The 22,392-nt window shown below is 72.8% G+C and carries 22 protein-coding genes and 1 riboswitch; of the genes, 13 read left to right on the plus strand and 9 right to left on the minus strand.

Features of this window, described 5'->3' with window-relative positions; all coding sequences use genetic code 11:
* Positions 1 to 108: 108 nt before the first annotated feature.
* Positions 109 to 948 carry an NAD(P)-dependent oxidoreductase gene (locus ABGB21_RS17375; protein WP_347678536.1) on the plus strand — a complete coding sequence of 280 codons (840 nt, stop codon included), beginning with the start codon at positions 109 to 111 and terminating at the stop codon, positions 946 to 948.
* Positions 949 to 1,053: 105 nt separating this feature from the next.
* On the plus strand, positions 1,054 to 1,710 hold the full coding sequence (locus ABGB21_RS17380) for an MOSC domain-containing protein (protein WP_347654079.1): 657 nt from the start codon (positions 1,054 to 1,056) through the stop codon (positions 1,708 to 1,710).
* Between the two features lie 33 nt (positions 1,711 to 1,743).
* On the opposite strand, the gene ABGB21_RS17385 is transcribed toward ABGB21_RS17380, so the two are convergent.
* A complete protein-coding gene (locus ABGB21_RS17385; RefSeq protein ID WP_347654077.1) occupies positions 1,744 to 2,541 on the minus strand; it encodes a DUF4097 family beta strand repeat-containing protein in 798 nt (265 codons plus the stop codon).
* A gap of 168 nt (positions 2,542 to 2,709) precedes the next feature.
* Here ABGB21_RS17385 and recO point away from each other — a divergent pair, with 168 nt between their 5' ends.
* From recO to ABGB21_RS17400, 3 genes are all read left to right on the plus strand, one after another.
* Positions 2,710 to 3,510 carry a DNA repair protein RecO gene (gene recO, locus ABGB21_RS17390; RefSeq protein WP_347654075.1) on the plus strand — a complete coding sequence of 267 codons (801 nt, stop codon included), beginning with the start codon at positions 2,710 to 2,712 and terminating at the stop codon, positions 3,508 to 3,510.
* Positions 3,507 to 4,331, plus strand: coding sequence for an isoprenyl transferase (locus ABGB21_RS17395; protein ID WP_347654074.1), 825 nt, complete (start codon positions 3,507 to 3,509; stop codon positions 4,329 to 4,331). Before recO ends, ABGB21_RS17395 begins: the two co-directional genes overlap by 4 nt.
* A 321-nt stretch (positions 4,332 to 4,652) precedes the next feature.
* A complete protein-coding gene (locus ABGB21_RS17400; protein ID WP_347654072.1) occupies positions 4,653 to 4,952 on the plus strand; it encodes a hypothetical protein in 300 nt (99 codons plus the stop codon).
* A gap of 10 nt (positions 4,953 to 4,962) precedes the next feature.
* Here ABGB21_RS17400 and ABGB21_RS17405 read toward each other — a convergent pair whose 3' ends face one another.
* The 8 genes from ABGB21_RS17405 to ABGB21_RS17440 form a co-directional block, all read right to left on the minus strand.
* A complete protein-coding gene (locus ABGB21_RS17405) occupies positions 4,963 to 7,371 on the minus strand; it encodes an ABC transporter permease (protein WP_347654070.1) in 2,409 nt (802 codons plus the stop codon).
* Between the two features lie 3 nt (positions 7,372 to 7,374).
* Positions 7,375 to 8,112 carry an ABC transporter ATP-binding protein gene (locus ABGB21_RS17410; RefSeq protein WP_347654068.1) on the minus strand — a complete coding sequence of 246 codons (738 nt, stop codon included), beginning with the start codon at positions 8,110 to 8,112 and terminating at the stop codon, positions 7,375 to 7,377.
* A complete protein-coding gene (locus ABGB21_RS17415; protein ID WP_347654066.1) occupies positions 8,105 to 8,662 on the minus strand; it encodes a PadR family transcriptional regulator in 558 nt (185 codons plus the stop codon). Before ABGB21_RS17415 ends, ABGB21_RS17410 begins: the two co-directional genes overlap by 8 nt.
* A 134-nt stretch (positions 8,663 to 8,796) precedes the next feature.
* Positions 8,797 to 9,303, minus strand: a complete 507-nt coding sequence (locus tag ABGB21_RS17420) for a hypothetical protein (protein ID WP_347654064.1) — start codon at positions 9,301 to 9,303, stop codon at positions 8,797 to 8,799.
* 8 nt (positions 9,304 to 9,311) lie between these two features.
* The gene (locus tag ABGB21_RS17425; RefSeq protein WP_347654063.1) at positions 9,312 to 11,036 is read right to left on the minus strand and encodes a PHP domain-containing protein; all 1,725 of its coding nucleotides are present in this window, start codon (positions 11,034 to 11,036) and stop codon (positions 9,312 to 9,314) included.
* A gap of 144 nt (positions 11,037 to 11,180) precedes the next feature.
* Positions 11,181 to 11,981: an energy-coupling factor transporter transmembrane component T gene (locus ABGB21_RS17430; RefSeq protein ID WP_347654062.1), complete on the minus strand. Its 801-nt coding sequence runs from the start codon at positions 11,979 to 11,981 to the stop codon at positions 11,181 to 11,183.
* Complete coding sequence (locus tag ABGB21_RS17435; protein WP_347678538.1) at positions 11,978 to 13,432, minus strand: ABC transporter ATP-binding protein; 1,455 nt, start codon at positions 13,430 to 13,432, stop codon at positions 11,978 to 11,980. Before ABGB21_RS17435 ends, ABGB21_RS17430 begins: the two co-directional genes overlap by 4 nt.
* 78 nt (positions 13,433 to 13,510) lie before the next feature.
* Positions 13,511 to 14,101, minus strand: coding sequence for an ECF transporter S component (locus ABGB21_RS17440; RefSeq protein WP_347678540.1), 591 nt, complete (start codon positions 14,099 to 14,101; stop codon positions 13,511 to 13,513).
* A 76-nt stretch (positions 14,102 to 14,177) separates the two neighbouring features.
* Positions 14,178 to 14,286, minus strand: a riboswitch (TPP riboswitch).
* 64 nt (positions 14,287 to 14,350) lie between these two features.
* Here ABGB21_RS17440 and ABGB21_RS17445 point away from each other — a divergent pair.
* From ABGB21_RS17445 to ABGB21_RS17480, 8 genes are all read left to right on the plus strand, one after another.
* The gene (locus ABGB21_RS17445) at positions 14,351 to 15,178 is read left to right on the plus strand and encodes an alpha/beta hydrolase (RefSeq protein ID WP_347654056.1); all 828 of its coding nucleotides are present in this window, start codon (positions 14,351 to 14,353) and stop codon (positions 15,176 to 15,178) included.
* 70 nt (positions 15,179 to 15,248) lie between these two features.
* Positions 15,249 to 15,998 (plus strand): SIS domain-containing protein, encoded by a 750-nt coding sequence (locus ABGB21_RS17450; RefSeq protein ID WP_347654054.1) that lies wholly within the window; start codon positions 15,249 to 15,251, stop codon positions 15,996 to 15,998.
* A 315-nt stretch (positions 15,999 to 16,313) separates the two neighbouring features.
* Positions 16,314 to 16,826, plus strand: coding sequence for a DUF6328 family protein (locus ABGB21_RS17455; RefSeq protein WP_347654053.1), 513 nt, complete (start codon positions 16,314 to 16,316; stop codon positions 16,824 to 16,826).
* Between the two features lie 418 nt (positions 16,827 to 17,244).
* On the plus strand, positions 17,245 to 17,838 hold the full coding sequence (locus ABGB21_RS17460; protein ID WP_347654051.1) for an RNA polymerase sigma factor: 594 nt from the start codon (positions 17,245 to 17,247) through the stop codon (positions 17,836 to 17,838).
* Positions 17,835 to 19,799 (plus strand): EAL domain-containing protein, encoded by a 1,965-nt coding sequence (locus ABGB21_RS17465; RefSeq protein ID WP_347678542.1) that lies wholly within the window; start codon positions 17,835 to 17,837, stop codon positions 19,797 to 19,799. The genes ABGB21_RS17460 and ABGB21_RS17465 overlap by 4 nt, the downstream gene beginning before the upstream one ends.
* 282 nt (positions 19,800 to 20,081) lie before the next feature.
* Positions 20,082 to 20,432 carry a hypothetical protein gene (locus ABGB21_RS17470; protein WP_347654047.1) on the plus strand — a complete coding sequence of 117 codons (351 nt, stop codon included), beginning with the start codon at positions 20,082 to 20,084 and terminating at the stop codon, positions 20,430 to 20,432.
* Positions 20,433 to 20,528: 96 nt separating this feature from the next.
* Entirely contained in the window at positions 20,529 to 21,449 is a 921-nt protein-coding gene (locus tag ABGB21_RS17475; protein WP_347654045.1) for a serine hydrolase, read from the plus strand.
* A gap of 142 nt (positions 21,450 to 21,591) precedes the next feature.
* Positions 21,592 to 22,182 (plus strand): DinB family protein, encoded by a 591-nt coding sequence (locus tag ABGB21_RS17480; RefSeq protein ID WP_347654043.1) that lies wholly within the window; start codon positions 21,592 to 21,594, stop codon positions 22,180 to 22,182.
* Positions 22,183 to 22,392: the final 210 nt, after the last annotated feature.

Consider the following 22,392-nt stretch of genomic DNA (forward strand, 5'->3'; position numbering starts at 1 on the left):
GTTGGGGGCCGATCACCCGCTCTGGGCGGTCAGGCTTGATCCCGACGCGGGCGATCCGCCCCCAACCCGACCGGGGCGGGGTCGTCGTCACGGCGAGGGGCGGTAGACGTGCCGGAACGGGTGTTGGTCACCGGGTCGGGTGGCCGGATCGGCGGATATCTGCGGCCGCGGCTCGCCGCCACGGACCGGATCCTGCGCCTGCTCGACGTCGTCGACCAGGAGGCGGCCGGTCCGGGTGAGCGGGTGGAGCTGGTCCGGGCCGACCTGGCCGAGCAGGCGGCGCTGGCGGCGGCCTGTGCCGGCGTGGACGCGGTGGTGCACCTGGCGGCGATCCCGACCGAGGACACCTGGGAAAGGCTGCTGACGGTCAACGTGACCGGCACCCGCAACGTGCTGGAGGCGGCGCGGTCGGCCGGGGTGCGCCGGGTCGTACTTGCCTCCTCGATCCACGCCGCCGGTTTCTACCGCCAGCCTGACAGCAGCCCGGAGCCGCCCGGGGTGGTGGCGCCGATCGGGCCGGACGGGGTGCCGTCCGGGGTGCCACCGCGACCGGACTCCTACTACGGCTGGACCAAGGCGGCCGTCGAGTCGCTCGGCAGTCTCTACGCGGACCGGTTCGGGATGACCGTCTTCGCGTTGCGGATCGGGGCCTGCTTCCCGGAGCCGCCGGGGCTGCGGGGACTCGACGGCTGGCTCTCCCCGGACGACTGCGCGCGCCTGGTCGACGTCTGCCTGCGTACGGGCGCGACCGGGTTCCGCGTGCTCTGGGGCGTCAGCCGGAACAGCCGTCGGTGGTGGTCGCTGACCGAGGGGCGGGAGATCGGCTACGAGCCGCGCGACGACGCCGAGCCGTACGCCGACCGGGCCCGACCGCTGCCGGACGAGGTCGGCACCAACGGGCTGCTCGGGGCGCAGTTCACCCGATATCCGCTCGGTGAGCGGCACTGACCATCCGATATCCGCTCGGCGGGCGGCGGTGACCACCCGAAATCCGCTCGGCGGGCGGCACTGGACCGCGTACCGTTCCCGGGGACCAGTGGAAAGGGTGTGCGGATGGGCGGGATTCTGTCGGTCAACCTGGCGGTGCCGGAGCCGAACAGCGCCAAGGGGGTCGGGGTCACCGGAATCCGGAAGCAGCCGGTCGACGGGCCGGTGCCGGTCCGGGCGCCGGGCCCGAAGACCACCGGCCTCGGCAGTGGGCTGGTCGGCGACCAGATCTTCGACGTGGCCCACCACGGCGGTGACGACCAGGCGGTGTACGCGTACGCCCGGGAGGACTACGACTGGTGGGCGGCGGAGCTCGGCCGCGACCTGCCCGGTGGCATCTTCGGCGACAATCTCACCACGGTCGGACTTGACGTGAACGGCGCGGTGATCGGCGAGCGGTGGCGGATCGGCGAGACGCTGGTGCTGCAGGTCACCTTCGCCCGCATCCCGTGCGCCACGTTCCAGCTCAAGATGGCCGAACCGCAGTGGGTCAGGCGGTTCACCGAGCAGGCCCGGCCGGGGGCCTACCTGCGGGTGGTGGAGCCGGGCGAGGTCCGGGCCGGTGACGGGGTGACGGTGCTGGACCGCCCCGAACACGGGGTGAGCGTCGCCGAGGGGTTCCGGGCCTGGACGCGTGAGCCCGAGCTGCTGCCCCGCCTGTTGTCGGTGCCGCACCTCCCGGCGGGGATGCGGGAGAAGCTGCGGCAGCGGCTCGACGTGTGAGCACGCGCGGCCAGGACCGTTCCCGAGGGCCGTTCAGCGCTGTCGGATGGTGATGCCGCCGCTGCCGGTGCTGGCGTCGAGCACCGCCGTCGCGGCCGGGTCGTTCGGTACGTCGCTGTGCACCGTGCCCGAACTGGTACTGGTCCGTACCTGGTAGCTGCCGGCGGGCACGGACAACTCGACCTCACCGCTGGACGCCCGGGCCTGGACGGATCCGGGGCTGGCCAGGGACAGGTCGATGCTTCCGGAGCCGGTCTCCACCCGCACCTGCCGCCCGCCGCCCAGCTCCCGCCCCTCGACGTCGCCGGAGCCGGCGTGGGCGGTGACCTCCCCGGACACCGAACTGAGGTCGATGTTGCCGGATCCGGTCTCGACCCGGACCGTGCCGGTCGCGCCGGAGACCGTGACCTCGCCGGAACCGACTGTCATGTCCACCGCCGCCACCTCGGTCAGGGTGACGTTTCCGGAGCCGTTCTCGCCGCGCACCGTCACGCCCTGCGGGGCGAGGATGTCGTACGACACGCTGCACCGCTGGCCGCAGTCGGTGTCGACGTACAGGACGCCGTCCTCGATCCGGTACGTCGCCTTGTCCGAGCCGCCGGAGTGGTAGCGCACCATCCGGTTGATGCCGACGTCCTTCTGGTCGGGCGCGGTCCGTACGGTCAGGTCCCCGGCCCCGGGGGAGAGCCGGATCTCGGTGATCGTGGTCTGCTCGGTGTCGCGGAACTCGACGCGGTGCTCGGTGAGCGGGTTGCTCGGGAAGCATCCGCCGAGCGTGGCGATCGCGACGACTCCGGCGGTTGCGGCGAGGGTGGTGCGGTGGACTGACATGTCCGCAGATTACGGCGGTAGGGGCGGGCTGGACATCCGGGTAACCCCATGATCCAGGTCAGGACAGCACCCTGAGCACAACCCTGAGCCGGACCCTGAGCCCGAACCGGCGACACTCAGCCCGGACCGGCCCGTGATCGTCTCCGGCGGGCAGGGGACAATGGGCGGATGCCCGGGTACCGCCGCCAGCTCTACCGCGACGACGCGGTGGTGCTGCGCGCCCAGAAACTCGGCGAGTCGGACCGGATCATCACCCTGTTGACCCGCCGGCACGGCCGGCTCCGGGCGGTCGCCCGGGGCGTACGGCGGACCACGTCGCGGTTCGGGGCCCGGCTGGAGCCGTTCGGGCACGTCGACCTGCAGCTCGCCGGTGACCCGAAGGGGGAGCAGGGCAGTTCGCTGCACAGCATCAGCCAGGTCGAGGGAATCCAGCTGTACGGCAAGCGGTTTGTCGACGACTACCCCCGGTACACGGCGGCCAGCGCGATCGTGGAGACCGCGGAACGGCTCACCCCGGTGGAACGGGAGCCGTCGCTGCGGCTGTTCCAACTGACCCTGGGCGGGTTGCGGGCGCTCGCCGACGGGGAGCACGCCAGCACCCTGGTGCTCGACGCGTACCTGCTGCGGGGCATGGCGCTGGCCGGCTGGGCACCGGCTCTGGTCGCCTGCGCCGTCTGCGGCACGCCGGGGCGGCACGGCGCGTTCTCCGTACCGGCCGGGGGTTGTGTCTGCCCGGACTGCCGACCGCCCGGCGCCGCCCATCCGGCGCCCGCCACCATCGAGCTGATGGCCGCGCTCACCTCCGGGGACTGGCGGATCGCCGACCGTGCCGAGCCGGCACACCGCCGGGAGTGCAGCGGTCTGGTGGCGGCACACCTGCAGTGGCATCTGGAGCGGGGGTTACGCTCTTTGCCGCTGGTCGACAGAGGATCGAACGGCGTGCGGGACGGAGCGAGGGAAACACAGTGAGTCGAGCGTTGAGCCGGGGAAACCGTCGACAGCCGAGTCCACCGACTCCCCATCCGTCCGGTGCCCGGCCGCCCGCGCTGCCCGCCGAGGCGCTGCCCCGACACGTGGCGATCGTGATGGACGGCAACGGCCGGTGGGCGAAGGAGCGGGGCCTGCCCCGGACCAAGGGGCACGAGCAGGGCGAGTACTCGCTCTTCGACACCATCGAGGGCGCGATCGAACTGGGCATCCCCTACCTGACGGCGTACGCGTTCTCCACCGAGAACTGGCGGCGCTCGCCGGACGAGGTCCGCTTCCTGATGGGCTTCAACCGGGACGTGATCCGACGGCGCCGGGACCAGTTGGTCGACCTCGGCGTCCGGGTGGTCTGGTCCGGCCGGGCCGGCCGGCTCTGGAAGAGCGTGATCTCGGAGCTGCAGACCGCCGAGGAGATGTCCCGGGACAACTCGACGCTGACCCTGCAGTTCTGCGTCAACTACGGCGGTCAGGCCGAGATCGCCGACGCCGCCGCCGCGATCGCCCGGGACGTCGCCGCCGGCCGGGTCGATCCGGGCAAGGTGAACGAGAAGATGATCGCCCGGTACCTCTACCACCCCGAGGTTCCGGAGGTCGACCTGTTCCTGCGGCCCTCGGGCGAGCAGCGCACCTCCAACTTCATGCTCTGGCAGAGCGCGTACGCCGAGCTGATCTTCCTCGACACGCTCTGGCCCGACTTCGACCGCCGGCACCTCTGGTACGCCTGCGAGTTGTACGCCCAGCGGGACCGGCGATTCGGCGGGGCGCTGCCGAACCCGGTCGCCCCGGAGACGTCCCGGGTCTGAGTCTCCGGGCCGGCCCGGAGACTCAGTCGGCGGTGCGTGGCGAAAACGGGCTGCGCCGGCCGGCCCGGCCGGTTACTGTGGCTCCATGCGTAACTGACGCCCCTTCAGCAGAGCCGGACCCGCGCTGCCGCTTGCCACTGTCGCTTGCCGCTTGCCGCTTGCCGCTTGCCGCGTGGTCTGTGCGCTCCGGGCGTCCGTTTCCTCCCGCCAGTTCGGCACTCTCCGCCGTCACGGCATCCTCAGGACACAGGACCTTCCCGGGGCACTGTCCCGTCGTTCCACCGCCGCAGGGCGGTCCTGAGACCAACGAGGAGGCGCCGTATGGCGGCCAAGCGAAAGACCAGGAGTGGGCGGAAGTCCGCAACCGTCACCAAACCGACCGGCAGGGAACTGGCCGGCGATCAGCTGGCTGGTGGGAAGTCGGCGGGCCCGACGTCGGCCGGCGCCGGTGACGCGGCGGTGGCCGAGTCGTCAGAGGCGGCCCGGCCGGTGCTGCCGGCCGCGAGCCGGCCGGCCGCACCGACCACCGGACCGGTTCCCCGAGGTGGTGCGGGCTTCTCCGGGATGGGACGCGGCCAGGGGGCGGGGTCGGCCCGCCGCTACGCCTTCCGGCGTAGCTGAGCGGTCCGGCTCACTCCCAGCGCACCAGCTCGGACGCGGCGCGTCGGGCGAGTCGCCGGGTGGCCAGCGCCCCGGCGACCGCCCCGGCCAGCACGGTGCCGGGAACGGTCCCGAGCAGGAGGAACAGCGGAGGCGCCTCGGCCAGGCCCGGGCCGGCGCCCATCCCGATGGTGGCCCGGTCGGCGAGCAGCCGGTGGGCCACCAGGCCGAGTGGCAGGCCGACGCTCGCGGCGAGCAGCCCGAGCGCGGCGCCACCGGCGGCGGCCTGTCCGACGGTCTGCCGGACGGTGAAGCCGACGGCCCGTAGTACGCCGAGGGCCCGGGACCGTTCCCGGGCCCCGCTCAGCAGTCCGGTGCCGAGGTGCGCCAGACCGACCGCGAGGAGCAGGCCGGCCATCAGCCGTACCGCCACCGTGAAGGTGCCGAGTTCGTCGGGGTCGGACGCCCGGATCCGGACGGTGGCGTCCGTGCCGAGCCGGTCCCGGAGTACGGCGGCGAGCGCCCCGGGCGTACCCTCCGGCTGGGCGCTGACCAGGAAGGCGTCGGGCGGCACCCCGGGCAGCTGCTCGGCCCGGTACAGCAGCACCTCCCCGGTGTCCTCGGTCTCGCTGTACCAGCCGACGACGGTGAGGGTGAGCGGGATGTCGTCGACCCGGACCGGCACCGTGTCGCCGACCCGCAGGTCGAGGCGGTGCAGGAGGCCGTAGCCGACCAGCGCCTCACCGGCCGCCCGCAACGGTCGACCCTCCCGGACGACAAACCCGGCGTCGTCGGGGTCGCCGCCGACCGCCCGGGACAGGAACGTCCGGTCGCCGAGAAGCGCCCGCCGGTCGGTCTGGCTGTACCAGCCCCCTACCTCCGGTATCCCGGAGAGGGCCGCCACCAGCCGCTGCGGGTCGGTGCCGGACGCCGGCGCGACCACCACGTCGTACGGGTCGCCGGTGTACGCGGGTTCGGCGACGAGCCGGTCCATGGTGGCGGTGAAACCGCCGCCGACGACGAGCGCGGCGACCGCGACCGCGACCGCCCCGGCGGTCAGGGCGGTACGGCCGGGGCGGACCAGCACCGCGCCGATGCCGTACCGGACGGTGGTGCCGAGCCGGAGCCGGTCGAGCAGTCGGGCGACCCGGTCCGGGGTGACAGCCCGGGGTGGCCGGTCCCGGAGCACCTCGGAGGCGGGTTGCCGGGCGGCCCGCAGCGCCGGCAGCCCGGTCGCCACCCCGAGGATCAGGACGACGAGCACGCCGGCACCGAGCAGGGTCAGCGGTGCGATCCGGGGAGCGGGCCGACCGAGCGGGTTGGTCAGGCCGACCTGGAGGTAGGGGGCGAGCAGACTGCCGGCGATCCCGCCGGCGAGCGCCCCCGTCGTACCGAGCAGCACGATCTCACCGACCAGTCCGGCGACCAGCTGTCGTCCGGTGTACCCGACCGAGGCGAGCAGTGCGATCTCCCGCCGTCGGACGAGCAGCCGGGCGGTGGCCGTACCCGCGACCACGAACGCGGCGGCGACGAGGACGAAGAGGCCGAACCCGGCGAGCGAGGCGCCGAAGATCCGGTCCCGGATCAGGATGTCGTCCCGGGTGTCCGCCCAGGTCTGCACCCCGGTCACCTGACCGTCGGCGAGCAGCCGGGCGGCCACCGCCTCGGCGTCCGCCGGATCGGTGAGCCGGCCGACGAGCAGCGCCCCGGACCGGCCCGGGGCGGGTGACGTCGGGGTGCCGGCGGTCGGGTCGGGGGACGTCGGGGCGCCGGTGTCGGTGTCGCCCGGGGCAGGGGCGAGTCGGGACAGGGTGGCGGCGTCGACGAAGAGCCGGATCGGGTCGCAGTCGGGGTGGAAGCAGTCGGTCAGGTCGATCGCGGTACCGACCACGGTCAGCGGGTACGGCCGGCCGGCGACGGTCACCTCCACCCGGTCGCCGACCCGGATCCCGGCGTCCGTGGCGGCGGCCCGGTCGAAGACGACCTCGTCGGTGGCGCCCGGGACCGGCCAGCGTCCGGTGCGCAGCAGTGGCCGGCCGGGGCCGGCGCCCGTACCGGGGTCGGGGCCGTCGACGGTCGGCGCGCGGCCGGGCGGGTTGCCGCCGGTGGCAGCGGGGCCGGACAGGGCGTCGACCCGGGCGTCGACCGGCTCGGCGTGCAGCGCGACGGTGGCGGCGACGTACCGGACGACGGGGGAGGAGTCGGCGAGGGCCCGGTCCCGGCGGACCGTCTCCAGCGCCTCCGGGGTGCCGTAGACGACCAGGTCGGGCCGGCCCGCCTCCACGTAGAGCCGGTCCACCCGTGGACCGCCCTGGTCCCGTACCGACAGCCCGGCGACGATGCCGGCGGTGGCCAGCGCCGCGACGACGACGGCGGCCAGCGCGGTGGCCCGGTTGCCGCCCCGGACGCCGGCCAGGACGAGGCGGAGGACGGCGGCCACCGGTCAGCCGTCCAGGTCGAGCAGGTGGGCGTACGTCGGTTCGCCGGCCGGCTCGGCCAGTTTCCGTTCGTCGGCGATCCGCCCGTCGAGCATGGTGACCACCCGGTCGGCGGCGGCCGCCACCCGGTGGTCGTGGGTGACCAGCACGATGCTCTGCCCGTCGGCGTGCCGGCGCCGCAGCAGATCGAGGACAACCCCGGCGGCCGTGGAGTCCAGCGCCCCGGTCGGTTCGTCGGCGAGCAGCAGGTCAGGCCGGTGTACGACGGCCCGGGCCAGCGCCACCCGCTGCTGTTCACCGCCGGAGAGGGCGGTGGGTACCGTGTCGGCGGTGTCGGCGACCCCGAGTTCGTCGAGGACCTCCCGCGCCCGGCGTCGGGCGTCGCGGTGTCCGACACCCTGCAGCACCAGCGGCAGTTCGACGTTCCCGAGGACCGTCATCGTCGGTACGAGGCTGAGGAACTGGAACACGAAGCCGACGTGTCGGCGGCGCAGCAGGGCCCGGCCACTCTCGGAACGGTTGTCCAACCGGTGCCCGGCCAGCCACACCTCGCCCCGGTCCGGGCGGTCCAGTCCGCCGAGCAGGTGGAGCAACGTGGACTTGCCGCTGCCGCTCGGCCCGGTGACCGCGACCCAGTCACCCCGGCCGACCTCGATCGAGGCGTCCCGCAGGGCGGTCCGGTCCCGCGCCTCGTGCCGATAGGTCCGGGTCAGCCCGGCCGCGCGCAGCACCGGGTCAGCCATCGTGGCCTCCGTTCCCCGAGGTGGTCAGCTCGATCTCGGCGAGCTGTCGCTGACACGCTTCCAGCCAGCGGAGTTCGGCCTGCAGGTGCAGCGCGGTCGCCTGCACCAGCAGACCGCCGACGCTCGTGCCGCTGGTGCGGGCGGCCTGCCGGTCGAGGTCCCGCAGCGCCTGCAGGCAGCGCTGCCGGTGGTCGGTGATCACCGCCGTGGGGTCGACGTCGGGCAGCAGCACGGCGGCGAGGCGGGCGGTGACGAGTCGGAGCAGGACGTCCGGCTTCACCAGCGGGGTGTCCGAGGGCCGGGTGACCCAGTCGCGCAGTTCGGCGGCGCCGTCCTCGGTGAGCCGGTAGACCTTGCGGTCCCGCCGGTCGCCGCCGGACTCGGTGGTGTGGCTGACCAGGCCGTCGCGTTCCAGCCGGCCGAGGGTGACGTAGATCTGTCCGATGTTGACCTCGACGCCGGCGTCGGCGAACAGGTCGTCGTACCGTCGGCGCAGCTCGTACCCGTGGGCGGGCCCGGTGGCGAGCAGTCCGAGTACGACGTGTTTCATGACCGGGCCTCCGATACCGACGGGTGAAGCCTAACCGTCAGGTACGCCAGGTCGGGAGATCCGGTGGCCGGACGGACCGTGGTGGTCCGTCCGGCCGTCACAGGGTTGCCCGGTGCAACGCCCGCCTGCCGTGCTCAGTGGTCCGCGCAGCAGGGCGTCGGCTCGGGTACCTCGAACGGTCCGATCCGGCCGCCGGCCACCGGCGTGGTGACCAGTGTCAGCCGGCCTTCCGCCCACAGTGGACGTACGAAGTCCCGGGTCTCGACCAGGGTGTCCCCGGCCGGCGGCACACCACCGAGTGCGGTCACCCGCTCGATGGCGCTCGCCGCGAGCAGTTCGTCGACGCTCAGTACGCCGGTCAGCCGTGCCACACCGGGGAAGAGCACCGCCCGGCCGGACCGCCGGGTCGAGTGCTCGGCGGCGGCGTGCTCGCCGGCCACCACCAGTTCCACCGGTACGCCTGCGAGGAGCCCGGCCGGCGGTTCCCCGTCGGTGGAGAGGCTGATCGCGACGTGTGGAAAGGGGTGCTGCGTGAGATGGGTACAGGCGACCAGGCCGGGAAGGCCGAGCGGCCGCACCACCTCGTGCAGCCAGTGCTCGGCCTCCCGGACGGTCCGGTGCCCGAAGCTGAGTCCGATCACCGGTCGGGTCAGCTCGGCAGTACCCAGATCGGGTTGGCGTAGAACCACAGGTCCTTCCACGGGTCGGCGTCCCCGGCGATGTCCAGCGCCGGACCGAACGGGTCGACGTGTGCCCCCATCAGGCCGGGGGCGGTCCGGTTGCCGTCGGTGCCCCGGAGCCGGACGTAGAACGGCTGGTCGACCCGGCCAAAGGCGTAGGTGAACGAGACCCGTCCGGTGCCCTTGCCCACCTCGTACGACTTGACCACCCGGGCGGTCGGCGCGGTGAACGTGTCCCGGTCGGCGACCGGGCCGGTGACCTGGCCCGCGATCACGTCGACCCGGCCCAGCACCGGGACGAACTGCGACCAGTTCGGCGTGTTGGCCAGGTCGATGTCGATGGTCAGCTCGACCCGGGTGCCGCGCTTGACCCGCAGCACGCCGCCGAGCGGGGTGCCCGAGTCGGGCCGCCGGTCGCCGGCCACCCGGGCACGTACGTCGAGACCGCTGATCAGGCCGCCGTGGTCGACCCAGACCCGACCGGCCCGAAGCCCGTCCATGACCGCCCGGTAGCTGAACGAGGCGGCGCCGACGTGGGTACGGCTGTACTGGCCGGGCCAGTAGTCGCCGGCGTCGGTGAGCAGCGGCCCGTACACCGGGTCGTCGTGCCGGCCGTTGAGGTCGAAGTTGCTGCCCGGCCCACGCTGCGAGGTGTCCAGATAGTTGACGTGCGAGTCCGAGTTCGCGCTGATCCACCACGGCTTGCCCTCGGCGAGCAGGCTGTCCCACAGGCCACCGACGGTCGCGGTCATCCAGTCGAAGCCGCCCCAGGTGCGGTAACTCTCCAGCGGGTAGCCGGCGAACGAGTCCGCCGACGGTCCGTTGTCGTAGTAGCCGCGGTTGCGGCCGGCGGTCGGCCGGGGCAGGCCGGCCGCCTGGTGGCCCGGGGCACCCTCCATGCCGATCGCCACCGTGGGGTCGGCGTCGCGCCAGGCTCGCACCTCGTGCGGGGAGTCGATGCCGCGCCGGGCCGGGTGGTTGGCGAGGAAGAGCGCGCCGTCGACCCGGCGCCGACGGACCTGCTCGCCGAGGAACTTGATGCCGGCGATGGCGAGCGCCTCGTTGGCCGGTGACGAGCCACCGGCGTTCTTCACACTGCCGTCGTACGCGTTCTCGAACTCCTTCAGCACGGCGACCTCGTTGCGCCCCGGCGCGACGAAGACGGTGGCGTGCTCGGCGGCCGGGATGTTCCACTCCAGGCCCTGGTAGATCAGCAGGTCCTTGAGCTGTTCCCGGGCCGCGACAATGTCCGGGTTGACCTTCTCCACGCCGATCTTCGCGTGCGCCACGCTGCCGTGGTCGGTGACGACCATCCAGTCCAGACCGTGGCCGCGGGCGTGCCGGGCCTGGTCGATCACCCGGTACTGGGCGTCCGAGCTGTACTGGGTGTGGATGTGGTGGTCGCCGGCGAGCCAGTGGAAGCCGCCCTTCGGCTCCTTGTCGCCGCCGTGTCCGGTGTCGCCGCCGTTACCGTGGGCGTGCGCGAGCTCCGGCGTCGCCAGGACGGTGGCCGCGGTGCCCGCGCCGAGCAGGCCGGCGTTGCGCAGGAAACTGCGTCGGGAGCGATCGGCCGGGGAGAGTTCGGTCTCCGGTACGGTCGGGTCGAGGGCGGCGGGCAGGTCGCCGCCGACCGCGTGGTCGTGGTCGTGGTCGTGGCTGTGGTCGTGGTGGTGGTGCGGGTGGCCGTGGCCCATCGGTTGCTCCATCGACTGGCGAATCTGATCAGCTGATCAATCTCGCCTACCTCGGCAAACAACAGATGGCCTGCTCGGGGCACTTATGCGAACATGCGACCGTACTGATGGTTCGACCTGGGCCGTCGCCGCCGAGCGGTGGGCTCAGCCGATCAGGGGGCGGTGGGTACCGAGCGCCACACTGGCCGCCAGGATTCCGGCGGCGAGCAGCAGCGCCCCGACGACCAGGACGGTGTCCGCCCCGGTGAAGTGCTGCCGGCGGGCCGACGTACGCGGAACACCGGAGTCGAAGCCGCGGGCGTCCATCGCGGTGGCCAGCCGGGTGCCCCGGCGGATCGCCCCGACCAGCAGGGTGAACGCCGTCGAGCCGAACAGTCGTAGCCGGGTCGCCGGGTTGCGCCCGGCGTCCACGCCGCGGGCCCGGCGGGCCATGCTGATCATCCGCCATTCCGTGCCGAGCAACGGCACCAGCCGGAACGCGGCCAGGGCGCCGATCGCGAACCGGGGGGACACCTTGGCGTTCTGCACCAGGGCGTCGGCGAGATCGGTGGGGTCGGTGGTGGCGACGACCAGGACCGCGGGCAGCGCCACCGCGATCACCCGCAGCGCCAGTCCCAGACCGGTGCTGAGCACCCCGGTGGTCACCAGCAGCGGACCGGCGGAGACGAGGACGTCACCGGAGCGATCGGCGGCGAAGAACAGCATCGTGACGAGAATGCCGAGCGCGCTGAGCAGCAGTGGCCGGGCCCGTCGGGCCAGCAGCCGGTACGGGACGCCGAACAGCGGCGCGACCAGCAGTTCCACTCCGATGGCCAGGGCCGGGACGAACGGGTCGAGGGTGGCGAGCAGCGGCACCGAGAAGAGCAGCGCGGCGGCGAGCTTCGCCACCGGGTTGCGTCGGGCCAGCGGCGCGGCGGAGGTCGGAACCGTCGGGTACGGGATCATCGCGGCCCCCGTACCGCGGTGTCGAGGAGATCACGTTGCGGTGGGTCGAGGGTGAGGGTCCGGTCGGCCAGGGCGGCCACGAAGTCCGGGTCGTGGGTGACGGCGACGATGCCGTGTCCGGTGTCCCGCAGCCCGGCGAGCAGGTCGACGAGCTCCAGCCAGGTCCGTCGGTCCTGACCGAACGTCGGCTCGTCCAGGATCAGCAGCCGGGGCGCGGTGGCCAGCGCCGTCGCCACGCTCAGCCGCCGCGCCTGCCCACCCGAGAGGGTGTACGGGTTGGCGGCGGCCAACCGGTCCAGCCGGAGCCGGGCGAGCAGGTCGTCCACGATGGAGGTCACCTCGGCTTCGGGGCGACCGGCCCGGCGCGGGCCGAGCGCCAGTTCGGCCCGTACCGTGCCGGTGACGAACTGGTGCTCCGGGTTCTGGAAGACCGAACCGATCCGTTGCGCCAGCACCGGTGCCCGCCAGCGGTGCGGCGGGCGGCCCGCGTACCGGTCGGCCAGGGCCGGGGTGGCCCGCAGCGTGCCGGTGCCGGGGTCGAGCAGGCCGCCGAGGAGCAGCGCGAGGGTCGACTTGCCGGCTCCGTTCGGTCCGAGCACGGCGAGCGCCTCGCCGGTGCGTACGGTCAGGTCGGTCGGGGCCAGCCGCGGCGGCAGGCCGAGCCGTTCGGCGGCGAGCAGCACCGCCCCGGCCGCGGCGCCGGAGCGGCGTGGTGCCGGCGGCGGGCCGGGCACCCAGACCCCGGCGGCGGCCAGCTCGGCGCCGTGCGTGGCGAAGACCTCGGCGGGGGACCCGTCGGCCCGGATCCCGCCACCCGGCTCCAGGACGACCACCCGGTCGACCAGCGGCAGCGCCTCCGCCACCCGGTGCTCGACCAGGATCAGTGTGGTGTCGGCGTCCAACGCGGCGCCGATCGCGCCCCGGACCAGGGCGGCGCCGGCCGGGTCCAGGTTGGCGGTCGGCTCGTCGAGCAGCAGCAGCCCCGGGCGCAGCGCCAGCACCCCGGCCAGGGCGAGCCGTTGCTGCTCACCGCCGGAGAGCGCGGCGGTCGGCCGGTCCACCGGGTACGGGAAACCGACCCGGTCCAGCGCCTCGGTGACCCGGGGCCAGATCTCCGCCGCCGGCACGCCCCGGTTCTCCAGGCCGAACGCCACGTCGTCCCCGGCCCGGGCCATCACCAGCTGGGTCTGCGGATCCTGGAAGACGATGCCGACCCGCTCCCGGGCCTTGCGTGGGTCCAGCCCGTCGATCTCGACGCTGCCGGTCTGCTCACCCGAGTCCTCGGCGAGCAGCCCGGCGAGCGCCGCCAGCAGGGTACTCTTGCCGGCCCCGGAGGCGCCGAGCAGCAGGACCCGTTCGCCGTGCTCGATCCGCAGGTCGACGTCACGGACCGCCCAGGCCCGGCGCCCGGCGTGCCGCCAGCCGAAGCCGCGCAGCTCGACCGCGCTCACCAGGGCACCGTCCGTTGCGTCGTCGGGTCGACCGCGCTCACCGGGACACCGTCCGTTCCGCCGTGCGGTCGACCGGTCTCAGACCGCGGCCCGGTCCCGGCCGGCCGGGAAGCGGTCCAGTACGCCGGTCCGGGCCAGCGCCCGGGTCAGTGCCCAGCCGCCGGCACCCGCGATGATCAACGAACTGACCACGGTGATCACGAAGAACGGCAGCCGGACCGAGGCGAAGTCGTACCCGGCGTAGTAGCGGATCTGGTCGAAGATCGCGGCGGCGAGCCCGGCCAGGGCGCCGGAGAGCACCGCGACCGGCAGCCGGAAGAAGCGGTAGCCGAAGACCAGGAAGGCCAGTTCGGCGCCGAGACCCTGGAAGAGACCCTGCAGGATGGCCATCGTGCCCCACTGGCTGCCGAGCAGCACCGAGACGAACGCGGCGAGGAACTCGCAGTACAGGGCCGCTCCAGGCCTGCGGATCACCAGGCCGCCGAGCACCCCGGGCAGCAGCCAGACGCCGTAGATGACCGCCTGGGCCGGCGGGAAGAAGGTGAAGGCCCCCTCGGTGGCGCCCCAGACCAGGTTCCAGGCCCAGAAGATGACGCCGAAGGCGACGGCGATGACCGAGGCGACGACGATGTCGACGGTGCGCCACCGTGTGCTGCCGGACTCTTTCATGTGTACTGCCTCCCAGTCGCTCGGCGATCCAGGGGCGGAACGCGCGTCACGGCCCGGGTCCCGGACCGTGACGCGGCTGGAGACGTGACCGAACTCCCTGCGCTGGCATTACCCAGATCAGGTTCGAGGGTCTGCGGGCGGGTCGGCCCACACTCTCAGCGCTGCGCGCTCCCCTGTCGGATGTGCGGTTGTTTCGCGAACGCTAGCACCGGATCCGTCTGCGCCGATAGCCACGACTAGGCTCGGGTCATGCGGATCACCGTCCGGGACCTCACCTTCGACCTGCACACCGGCGGGCCGGCGGACGGCGGGGCCGTCCTGCTGCTGCACGGCTTCCCGCAGCACGGTGGCGAATGGGACGACCTGCTGCCGACGCTGCACGCGGCCGGGCTGCGCACCCTCGTCCTGGACCAGCGGGGCTACTCGCCGCAGGCCCGGCCGACCGAGGTGTCGGCGTACCAGCTGCCCGAACTGGTCGCCGACGCGGTGGCGGTGCTCGACGCGCTCGACGTACCGTCGGCGCACGTGGTCGGGCACGACTGGGGTGCGGCGGTCGCCTGGCGGCTCGCCGCCGACCATCCGGACCGGGTCCGTACCCTGACCGCGGTCTCCGTACCGCATCCGGCCCCGTTCGGGGCCGCGATCGCGCAGGACCCGGACCAGCAGGCCCGCTCGACGTACATGCAGTTGTTCCGGCAGGCCGGCGAGGCGGAGCGGGTGCTGCTCGCGGACGACGCGGCGGCACTGCGCCGGATGCTCGGCGGGCTGCCCTCCGACCGGATCGAGCGGTACGTCGCCCCGATGCGCGAACCGGGCGCGCTGACCGCCGCGTTGAACTGGTACCGGGCGATGTCGACGGAGGCACTGGTCGGCACCGGGCCGGTGGCGGTGCCGACCACCTTCGTCTGGGGCGACACCGACATGGCGGTCGGCCCGGTCGCGGCCCGGAACTGCGCCGGGTTCGTCACCGGCGACTACCGCTTCGTGCCACTGACCGGGGTCGGGCACTGGGTTCCGGAGACGGCGGCGCAGGCGCTCGCCGACGCCGTACTGGCCCGGATCACCGACACGAGGTGAGTTTCCGGGCCGGGCGTGGCATCGTCGGCACCGGCCGCATGATCAACGGTGGAGCGAAGGGACGGGACCGGTGACACTGAGCGCCGAGGCTTACCTGGAGGTCGTGACCGGGCTGATGACCCGGGTCGCGACTGAGCAGCGGGACAACGTACGTCGGGCCGCCGACCTGGTCAGCGCGGCGCTGCGGGCCGGCGGGGTGGTGCACGCGTTCGGCACCGGCCACTCGGAGGCGCTCTCGATGGAGATCGCCGGCCGGGCCGGTGGACTGGTCCCGACGAACCGGATCGCCCTGCGTGACCTGGTGCTCTACGGCGGTGCGCCGGCCGACGTCCTCGGCCCGACCCTGGAGCGCGACCCCACGGTGGCCCGCCGGCTGCTGGAACTGGCTCCGGTCCAGCCGGCGGACATCTTCGTGATCGCCTCCAACTCGGGGGTGAACGGCACCATCGTCGAGTTCGCCGCCCTGGTGAAGGAGCGTGGGCACCCGCTGATCGCGATCACCTCGGCGGAGCACTCGGCCGGGGTGCCGTCCCGGCATCCGTCCGGTCGCCGACTCGGTGACCTCGCCGACGTGGTGCTGGACAACGGTGCCCCGTACGGCGACGCGACGCTGCCGCTGCCCGGCGGCGGCGCGGTCGGCGCGGTCTCGTCGATCACCGCCGCGCTGCTCGCCCAGCAGATCACGGTCGAGGTGGTGGCCCGGCTGGTCGAGGCGGGGGAGACGCCGCCGGTCTACCTGTCGGCCAACATTCCCGCCGGGGACGAGCACAACAAGGTGCTGGAGGCCCGGTACGCGGGCCGGATCCGGCGCGGGGCGTGAGCGGGCGCCGGGTCCGACGTCACGGACCCGGCGCCCGAGGCCCGACACGACATGCGTGTGTGCGGCCGCTGGACTGGGCCGCGCTGGCCCTGTTCCGGCCGGATCTCGGTTCCTGAGCCGACAACCACCGTCGGCGAACCGGCAACCGCGGACCGAACCGCCCGCAGGAGCCGAACCGGCTACCACAGCCCGAACCGTCCGAAGGAGCCCAAACCGCGCGAACCGGCCTCGCGTTTCGGGTACGTCGATGCCGGGCACACTGCTCCGCACTTGATTCCGCCGGACGAACGCGGCGGTGGCAGCGGAGGTGGCCGGGTGAGCGTCGAAACCGAGAAGCAGCGCTGGCAGCGCAACTTCACCGACCTGCTCCAGGAACTGCGGGTGGCCCAGACCGGTGTCCAGATCCTCTTCGCCTTCCTGCTCACCCTGCCGTTCAGCAACGGTTTTCCCCGGGCCACCCAGTTCCAGAAGGACACCTACATCGTCGCGTTGATCGCCGCGGCCGCCGCGACCGCGCTGATCATCTCGCCGGTCGCCTTCCACCGGGCGCTCTTCCGGCAGGGGCGCAAGCCGGAACTGGTCCGGTTCGCGCACGCCGTGGCGACCGCCGGTCTGGCCTTCATGCTGATCGCGATGGTCAGCTCGGTCCTGCTGATCACGGACTTCGTCCTGCCCCGAGGGGTGGCCTTTGTGCTCAGCGGGTTGACCGGGGCCTGGTTCCTGACCTTCTGGGTCGCGTTGCCGTGGCTGCGACGCAACTGGGGTGAGCCCGACGACGAGGACGGCGACGACGAGTTTCCCGGCCGCGACGAGGTGGTCGGGGCCTGAGTCGGCCGCCCGCCGCGCCGACCCCCCGGTGTGGGGGTCTGTCGATGGAGGTGACGAGCCGGATTCGCCTGCCTGACAACGCGGGCCGGGGCCGGTAACATCCCGGAACAGAAAAGTACTACTCTCCGCGATCCATACTGGACAGTACCTATGCTCGTATGATCTGGTTTTCTCCATTGACCGATCATCCGAGGTGTCGCAGGTGGACGTCGTCTATTTGATCATCGTCATCCTGACCTCCGCGCGTCGCCGCCGACATCCCCGTCATTGACGGAGAGTTATACGCGGAACCACACCTATGGAGGCGAGAGGCGAGAATGGATCACCTGCAGGGGGGGTTGTCGACCGGGGAACCGGCGGCAGCTGTAGCGGGCCCGATCGGGGGAGCGGGGCTCGGACCAGATGGGGGCGGGACGGCGTGAGGGGGGACGGCGGCAAGGCGGCGGTACGGGTCGACACCCGGTTGGGGGACCGGGGCGAGGTCGACCTGGACGCCAGCTTCGAGGAGTTCTGCCAACAGAACTTCGTACTGGTCGAGCGTTTCCTGCTCCACCAGTGTCCGGATCCGGGCGTGGTCGAGGACGCCGTACTGGAGGCGTTTGTCGCCGCCCGGGCCGAGTGGCACGAGATCCGTGGCTACCGCAAGCCGCTGGCCTGGGTGGTGCAGACCGCCCGGCACCGGCTGCTGATCGTCCGGCGGCGCGGCGCGGCGGAACCGGGGGAGACGGTGGAGCCCGGTGGGCCGGGTACGCCGCCGGCCGGAGCGTCGGACGAGCCACCCGACGGCTCGGCCGCCGTGGCGCGGGAAGTGCTCCGGGGGTGGCTGCGACAGTTGCCGCCGCGCCAGGCGGAGGTTCTCGCACTGGCTCTCGACGGCTGGTCCGACCACGAGATCGCCCGGGTGCTCGGTGTCGCGTACCGCACCGCCCGCGGTTACCGGCGGCAGGCCCGGCGCCGGCTCCGGGAGGTCGCCGAGCGGACGGGGCACGCCGAGGGCGACGGACGGTCGTGAACCTCGACGAGGTTCTCGCCCTGGCCGGCGATCGTGGCCTCAGCGAACTGGAACGGGCCCGGGCCCGCCGGGCGACCCGGCGGGTCCAGCAGGAGTACCAACGTGCCGAGTCTGTCGGGATCGACCCGATCAGCGATGTCGACGTACGCGATCCGCTGGCCGACGATGTCGACGAGGCGGCCCGGATCAGCCGGGCCGCCCAGTTGGCCAAGCTGGGCAGCCTGTGGTGGAACCGGTCCGACGGCGAACTGCGCTGGTCGGACGAGATGTCGCTGGTCTTCGGCTATGCGCCGGGCACGGTTCGACCGTCGGTGGGCCTGCTCGCCCGGCTGATCCATCCGGACGACCTCGCGGACGCCCGCCGGACCGTCGAGAGCGCCTGGCGAGCCGAGACGGCCCGCGAGACGACCTTCCGGGTGGTCCGGCCGGACAAGGTCATCCGGTACGTCTCCGTGCTGGTCGAGATCGTCGTCGACCAGCGGAACCGCCCGTCCGGGATCGTCGCCACCGGGCAGGACGTCACCGAGGCGGAGCTGGCCCGGCAGGAGCGTGTCCGGCTGGCCCGACGTCGGGAGACCGTACGGACCGAACTGACCGCTCGGGACCCGGGCGACGAACCGCTCAGCCGGCCACGGTTCGTCGAGGAGATCGACGCCGCCCGGCGGGCCGGCCCGGGCGTACTGCTGGTGGTGGCCGTCGCCCCGGTCGGCCCGGTCCGGGCCGGAGCCCGATCGGGTTATCCCGACACCAGTGGGGTCCACCCGGTGCACCCCGACCTCGCCGGTGGTGACGACCACGACCGGCTGGACGCCGCCGTCGGCGCGGTGGTGCGGCGGGCGATCCGTCGCGGTGACCTCTGCGGCCGTACCGCGCCCGGCGAGTTCGGGGTGTTGATGCACCGGACCACGCTCGGGGCGGCCAGGGCGGTCGCCGAGGCGGTGGTCGCGGGGATTCGCCACCAGTCCTTCCTGCTCGGCCGCAACCGGCTGCGTCTGCACGCCTGGGCCGGTCTGATCCGCTATCCGGGCCGGCACGGGAGTCGGGCCCTGGACGTGCTGCTCGACGCCGAGGCCGCCTGGCGGTTGGCCCGGGTGGCCGGGGTCGACTGCGTCGCACCCGGAGAGGCGGCCGGCGGGACGGAGCGGACGGCGGGCGCCGCGCCGGTGCCACCACCTGTACACCGGTTCACCCTGCACACCCGGCCGATCCTCGACCTGCGGCTGAACCAGATCACCCGGCAGGAGATCCTGCTCCGGCTCGTCGACGAGGGCGCCGCGCGCCACCGGAAGGCGGGGCCGGCCGGGACCGCGCGACCGGTTGACGAGGCGGGGCCGGCCGGCGCGGCGGTCCCACCACTGGACCGCTGGGTTGTCGACCATGCCGTCGAGCTGGTCGCCCGGGGCGCCCGTACCTCGCACTACCAGGTGAGTCTCTCCGACCAGTCGCCGGGCGACCCGGAACTGCTGGAACATCTGCAACAGCAGCTGCGTCGGCACGACGTCGACCCCGCCCAGTTCACCTTCGTGATCAGCGAGGCGGCGCTGACCGGAGACCTGACCAGCGCGGTGGACTTCGCGCACGGCCTGCGGCAGCTCGGCTGTCAACTCGCTCTCGACGACTTCGATCCGGGACGTGCCGACGTCGACGCGCTCACGTACCTTCCGGTGGACCTGGTCCGGCTCGACGGCGAACTGACCTCCGGGCTCCACCTCTCCCGGCCGCACCGGCGGGCCGTACGGTCGGTCGTCGAGACCTGCCGTGAGCTGGGCATCCGGACGGCGGCCCAGCAGGTCCGGGAGCCGGCCATCCGGGACCTGCTCCGGGACTACGGGGTCGATTTCGCCCAGGGGTACCTGGTCGGCCGGCCCAAGCCGGTCACCGGCCCGCACCGGACGTCGTCCGCGGGCGGCGGCCCGGTCCGGCCCGATCCGGCGGTACGACCGTCGGCTGTGCCGTGGTGAACCTCGATCCCGACGAGTGGTCGACGTCATGCAACGTGGCGGGCCCCCATCGTCGTACCAGGGGTGTGACGGACCACCAGGCACGGCGGGGAGTGGGTACCGGCCCGGACACGGCGTCGCCGCAGCGGGGGCGGGGGACCGGCCGGGAGCAGTCCGGTCACGAAGAGTCATATTGTCGGTGCGGTGAGTACGTCGGCCGCCGTGGACGGCCCGTCTGGCGACACGCTCCGGACGGCCCTGCCGGCCTCCGGTCAACTAAGCCCGGGATGGCGGGAGGGCGGCTTGCCGTCGGAGGTGCCACCCTGGCCGTGGTCGCAGGCGGACTGCCCGGCGTACCGGGACGCGGACTGCCCCGCCCGGCGGCATCGCCGGAATGCCATGCAACGCCGCTACCAGCACGAATCGTCACAGGAGGCCGCGATGCACGTCGTCGAGGCGTGCCAGACGGGATGGGTGGTGCGCGCGCTGGACGACGTACGTCGGGTGGTCCGCACCTGCTTCCGGTACACGGCCTGGGGCGGCACCGTCTCGTTCGCCGTGCTCGACGACGGCCGGATGCGGGCCGAGGAGGGCCTGCTGGTGCGGGGACGATCGAGCTTCCCGGCGCACCCGAACGGTTCACCCTCTTTCTGACCGTACGTCGGGGTGATTTACTCTCGACGCTGAACGTGCCGGGTCCCATGGACGGGTGGCAGGTGTACGAGACGGCGGAGAAGTTGGTGGATCTTCTTGGCTAGCCGGTCGCGGCGGCGAGGTGTCGGTCGTAGGGAAATCCTTCTCTCGGGTGCCACGGCGCTACTGGGAGTCGGTGTTGTCGGTAGCGGGCTGACCCGGTGGTGGGAGGACGGCGCCAGCGGTACGTCCGGGCCGCCGCTCCCGCCACCGACCCCGCCCACCCCGACTCCCGACTATCGGGGCATCGCCCGATCGAAGATCGAGAAGTACCTGCGGGACGCGGGCGACCGGGTCACCGTCGCGGCACGCGACCAGGTGACCGGCCTGGAGGTCACGGTCGGCAACCGGCGCTTCCAGACCGCCAGCATCGTCAAGGTCGACATTCTTGCCGCGTTGCTGCTGCGCCGTCAGGAGCAGGACCGGGCGTTGACCCGGTCCGAGCGGCAACTCGCCCGCGCGATGATCACGCTCAGCGACAACAACGCCACGACCGGTTTGTATCAGGCCATCGGCTACCGTACCGGGCTCACCGCGGCGAACAAGACCCTCGGCCTGAAGGAGACGAAGCCGAACGCGAGTTGGGGGATGACCACCACCACCGCGGCCGACCAGCTCCGACTGTTGAAGGCGATCATGGATCCGGAGGGTCCGCTGACCGAGGAGAGCCGCAGCTACCTGCTCGACCTGATGGGGGACGTCGACGAGACCCAGGACTGGGGGATCACCGCGGCCGCCACCGAGGACGCCACGGCGAGCTACGTCAAGAACGGCTGGGACACCATCGACGTCGACAACGGGCTCTGGCAGGTCAACAGCATCGGCCGGATCACCGAACCGGACCGGGACTGGCTGGTCGTCGTACTCTCCGGTCACCACAAGAGCCAGCAGAACGGCATCAAGCTGGTGGAACGGGTGGCGAAGTACACCCTGAACCAGTTGCGGGCCATCCCGGCACCCGAGGACTCCACGCACTGAACCGCCGCCGGAGCGGCCGGCTGCTCCGCCTGCCCGTTTGGGCGCCGTCGGGCTGGCTGTTTCGGCCGCGCCGCGTGGCGTGGGTCGGTGACGGCGTGGGTCGGTGACGGCGTAGGTCAGACCCGGTGGCAGGCTGCTTGTCATGATGGAATCGGATCCGAAGGCGGACCTGCACCTTTACCTCCAGGGTGCCCGTGACGCGCTGCTGTGGAAGCTCGACGGCCTCGCCGAGTACGACATCCGTCGCCCGTTGACCCCGACCGGCACCAACCTGCTGGGCTTGGTCAAGCACGCGGCCACGGTCGAGGCGGGTTACTTCGGGGACTGCTTCGGACGGCCGTTCGCCGAGTCGTTGCCGTGGCTGACCGACCACACCGAGCCGAACGGGGACATGTGGGCCACCGCCGACGAGTCACGGGAGTGGATCGTCGGGCTCTACCGGCGGGTGTGGGCACACGCGGATACGACGATCAACACCCTCGGCCTGGACGCCGTCGGTCGGGTGGCGTGGTGGCCGAAGGACCGCAACGAGGTCACACTGCACCGGATCCTGGTGCACGTGGTCGCCGAGACGCAGCGGCACGCCGGCCACGCGGACATCGTCCGGGAGTTGGTCGACGGGAAGGCGGGGATGCTGCAGGAAGCCAGCAACCTGCCGGCGGTCGGCCCGGCGTGGTGGGTGGAGTACCGCCGGCGGGTGCAGTACGCGGCCGAGCAGGTGCGCGACGCCTGAACCGGCATGATCGGCTTCCTGTCGGACCGGTCGACATGTCCAAAGTGGCGAGGTTTCCCCCGTACCGGCATAACGCTAGCTACCGCCGGGTAACAAGCCGGAGTAGCGTTTGTTCCTACTGCTTGCAGGCGTTAACAGGGGGCCTTCCTCGACCAGAAGCGTTGGCAGGGCCCTTCCTTACACGTCAGGGGGTGTGCCGTGACCACGACG

This window comes from Plantactinospora sp. B24E8, assembly GCF_039871735.1.
Classification (GTDB): Bacteria; Actinomycetota; Actinomycetes; order Mycobacteriales; family Micromonosporaceae; genus Plantactinospora.

Coding starts and splice junctions, on each gene's coding strand:
- ABGB21_RS17410 (WP_347654068.1), bottom strand. CDS start 8,112: ATGGCTGACCCGGTGCTGCGCGCGGCCGGGCTGACCCGGACCTATCGG.
- ABGB21_RS17380 (WP_347654079.1), top strand. CDS start 1,054: ATGGGCGGGATTCTGTCGGTCAACCTGGCGGTGCCGGAGCCGAACAGC.
- ABGB21_RS17445 (WP_347654056.1), top strand. CDS start 14,351: ATGCGGATCACCGTCCGGGACCTCACCTTCGACCTGCACACCGGCGGG.
- recO (WP_347654075.1), top strand. CDS start 2,710: ATGCCCGGGTACCGCCGCCAGCTCTACCGCGACGACGCGGTGGTGCTG.
- ABGB21_RS17415 (WP_347654066.1), bottom strand. CDS start 8,662: ATGAAACACGTCGTACTCGGACTGCTCGCCACCGGGCCCGCCCACGGG.
- ABGB21_RS17400 (WP_347654072.1), top strand. CDS start 4,653: ATGGCGGCCAAGCGAAAGACCAGGAGTGGGCGGAAGTCCGCAACCGTC.
- ABGB21_RS17425 (WP_347654063.1), bottom strand. CDS start 11,036: ATGGGCCACGGCCACCCGCACCACCACCACGACCACAGCCACGACCAC.
- ABGB21_RS17480 (WP_347654043.1), top strand. CDS start 21,592: ATGATGGAATCGGATCCGAAGGCGGACCTGCACCTTTACCTCCAGGGT.
- ABGB21_RS17430 (WP_347654062.1), bottom strand. CDS start 11,981: ATGATCCCGTACCCGACGGTTCCGACCTCCGCCGCGCCGCTGGCCCGA.
- ABGB21_RS17440 (WP_347678540.1), bottom strand. CDS start 14,101: ATGAAAGAGTCCGGCAGCACACGGTGGCGCACCGTCGACATCGTCGTC.
- ABGB21_RS17385 (WP_347654077.1), bottom strand. CDS start 2,541: ATGTCAGTCCACCGCACCACCCTCGCCGCAACCGCCGGAGTCGTCGCG.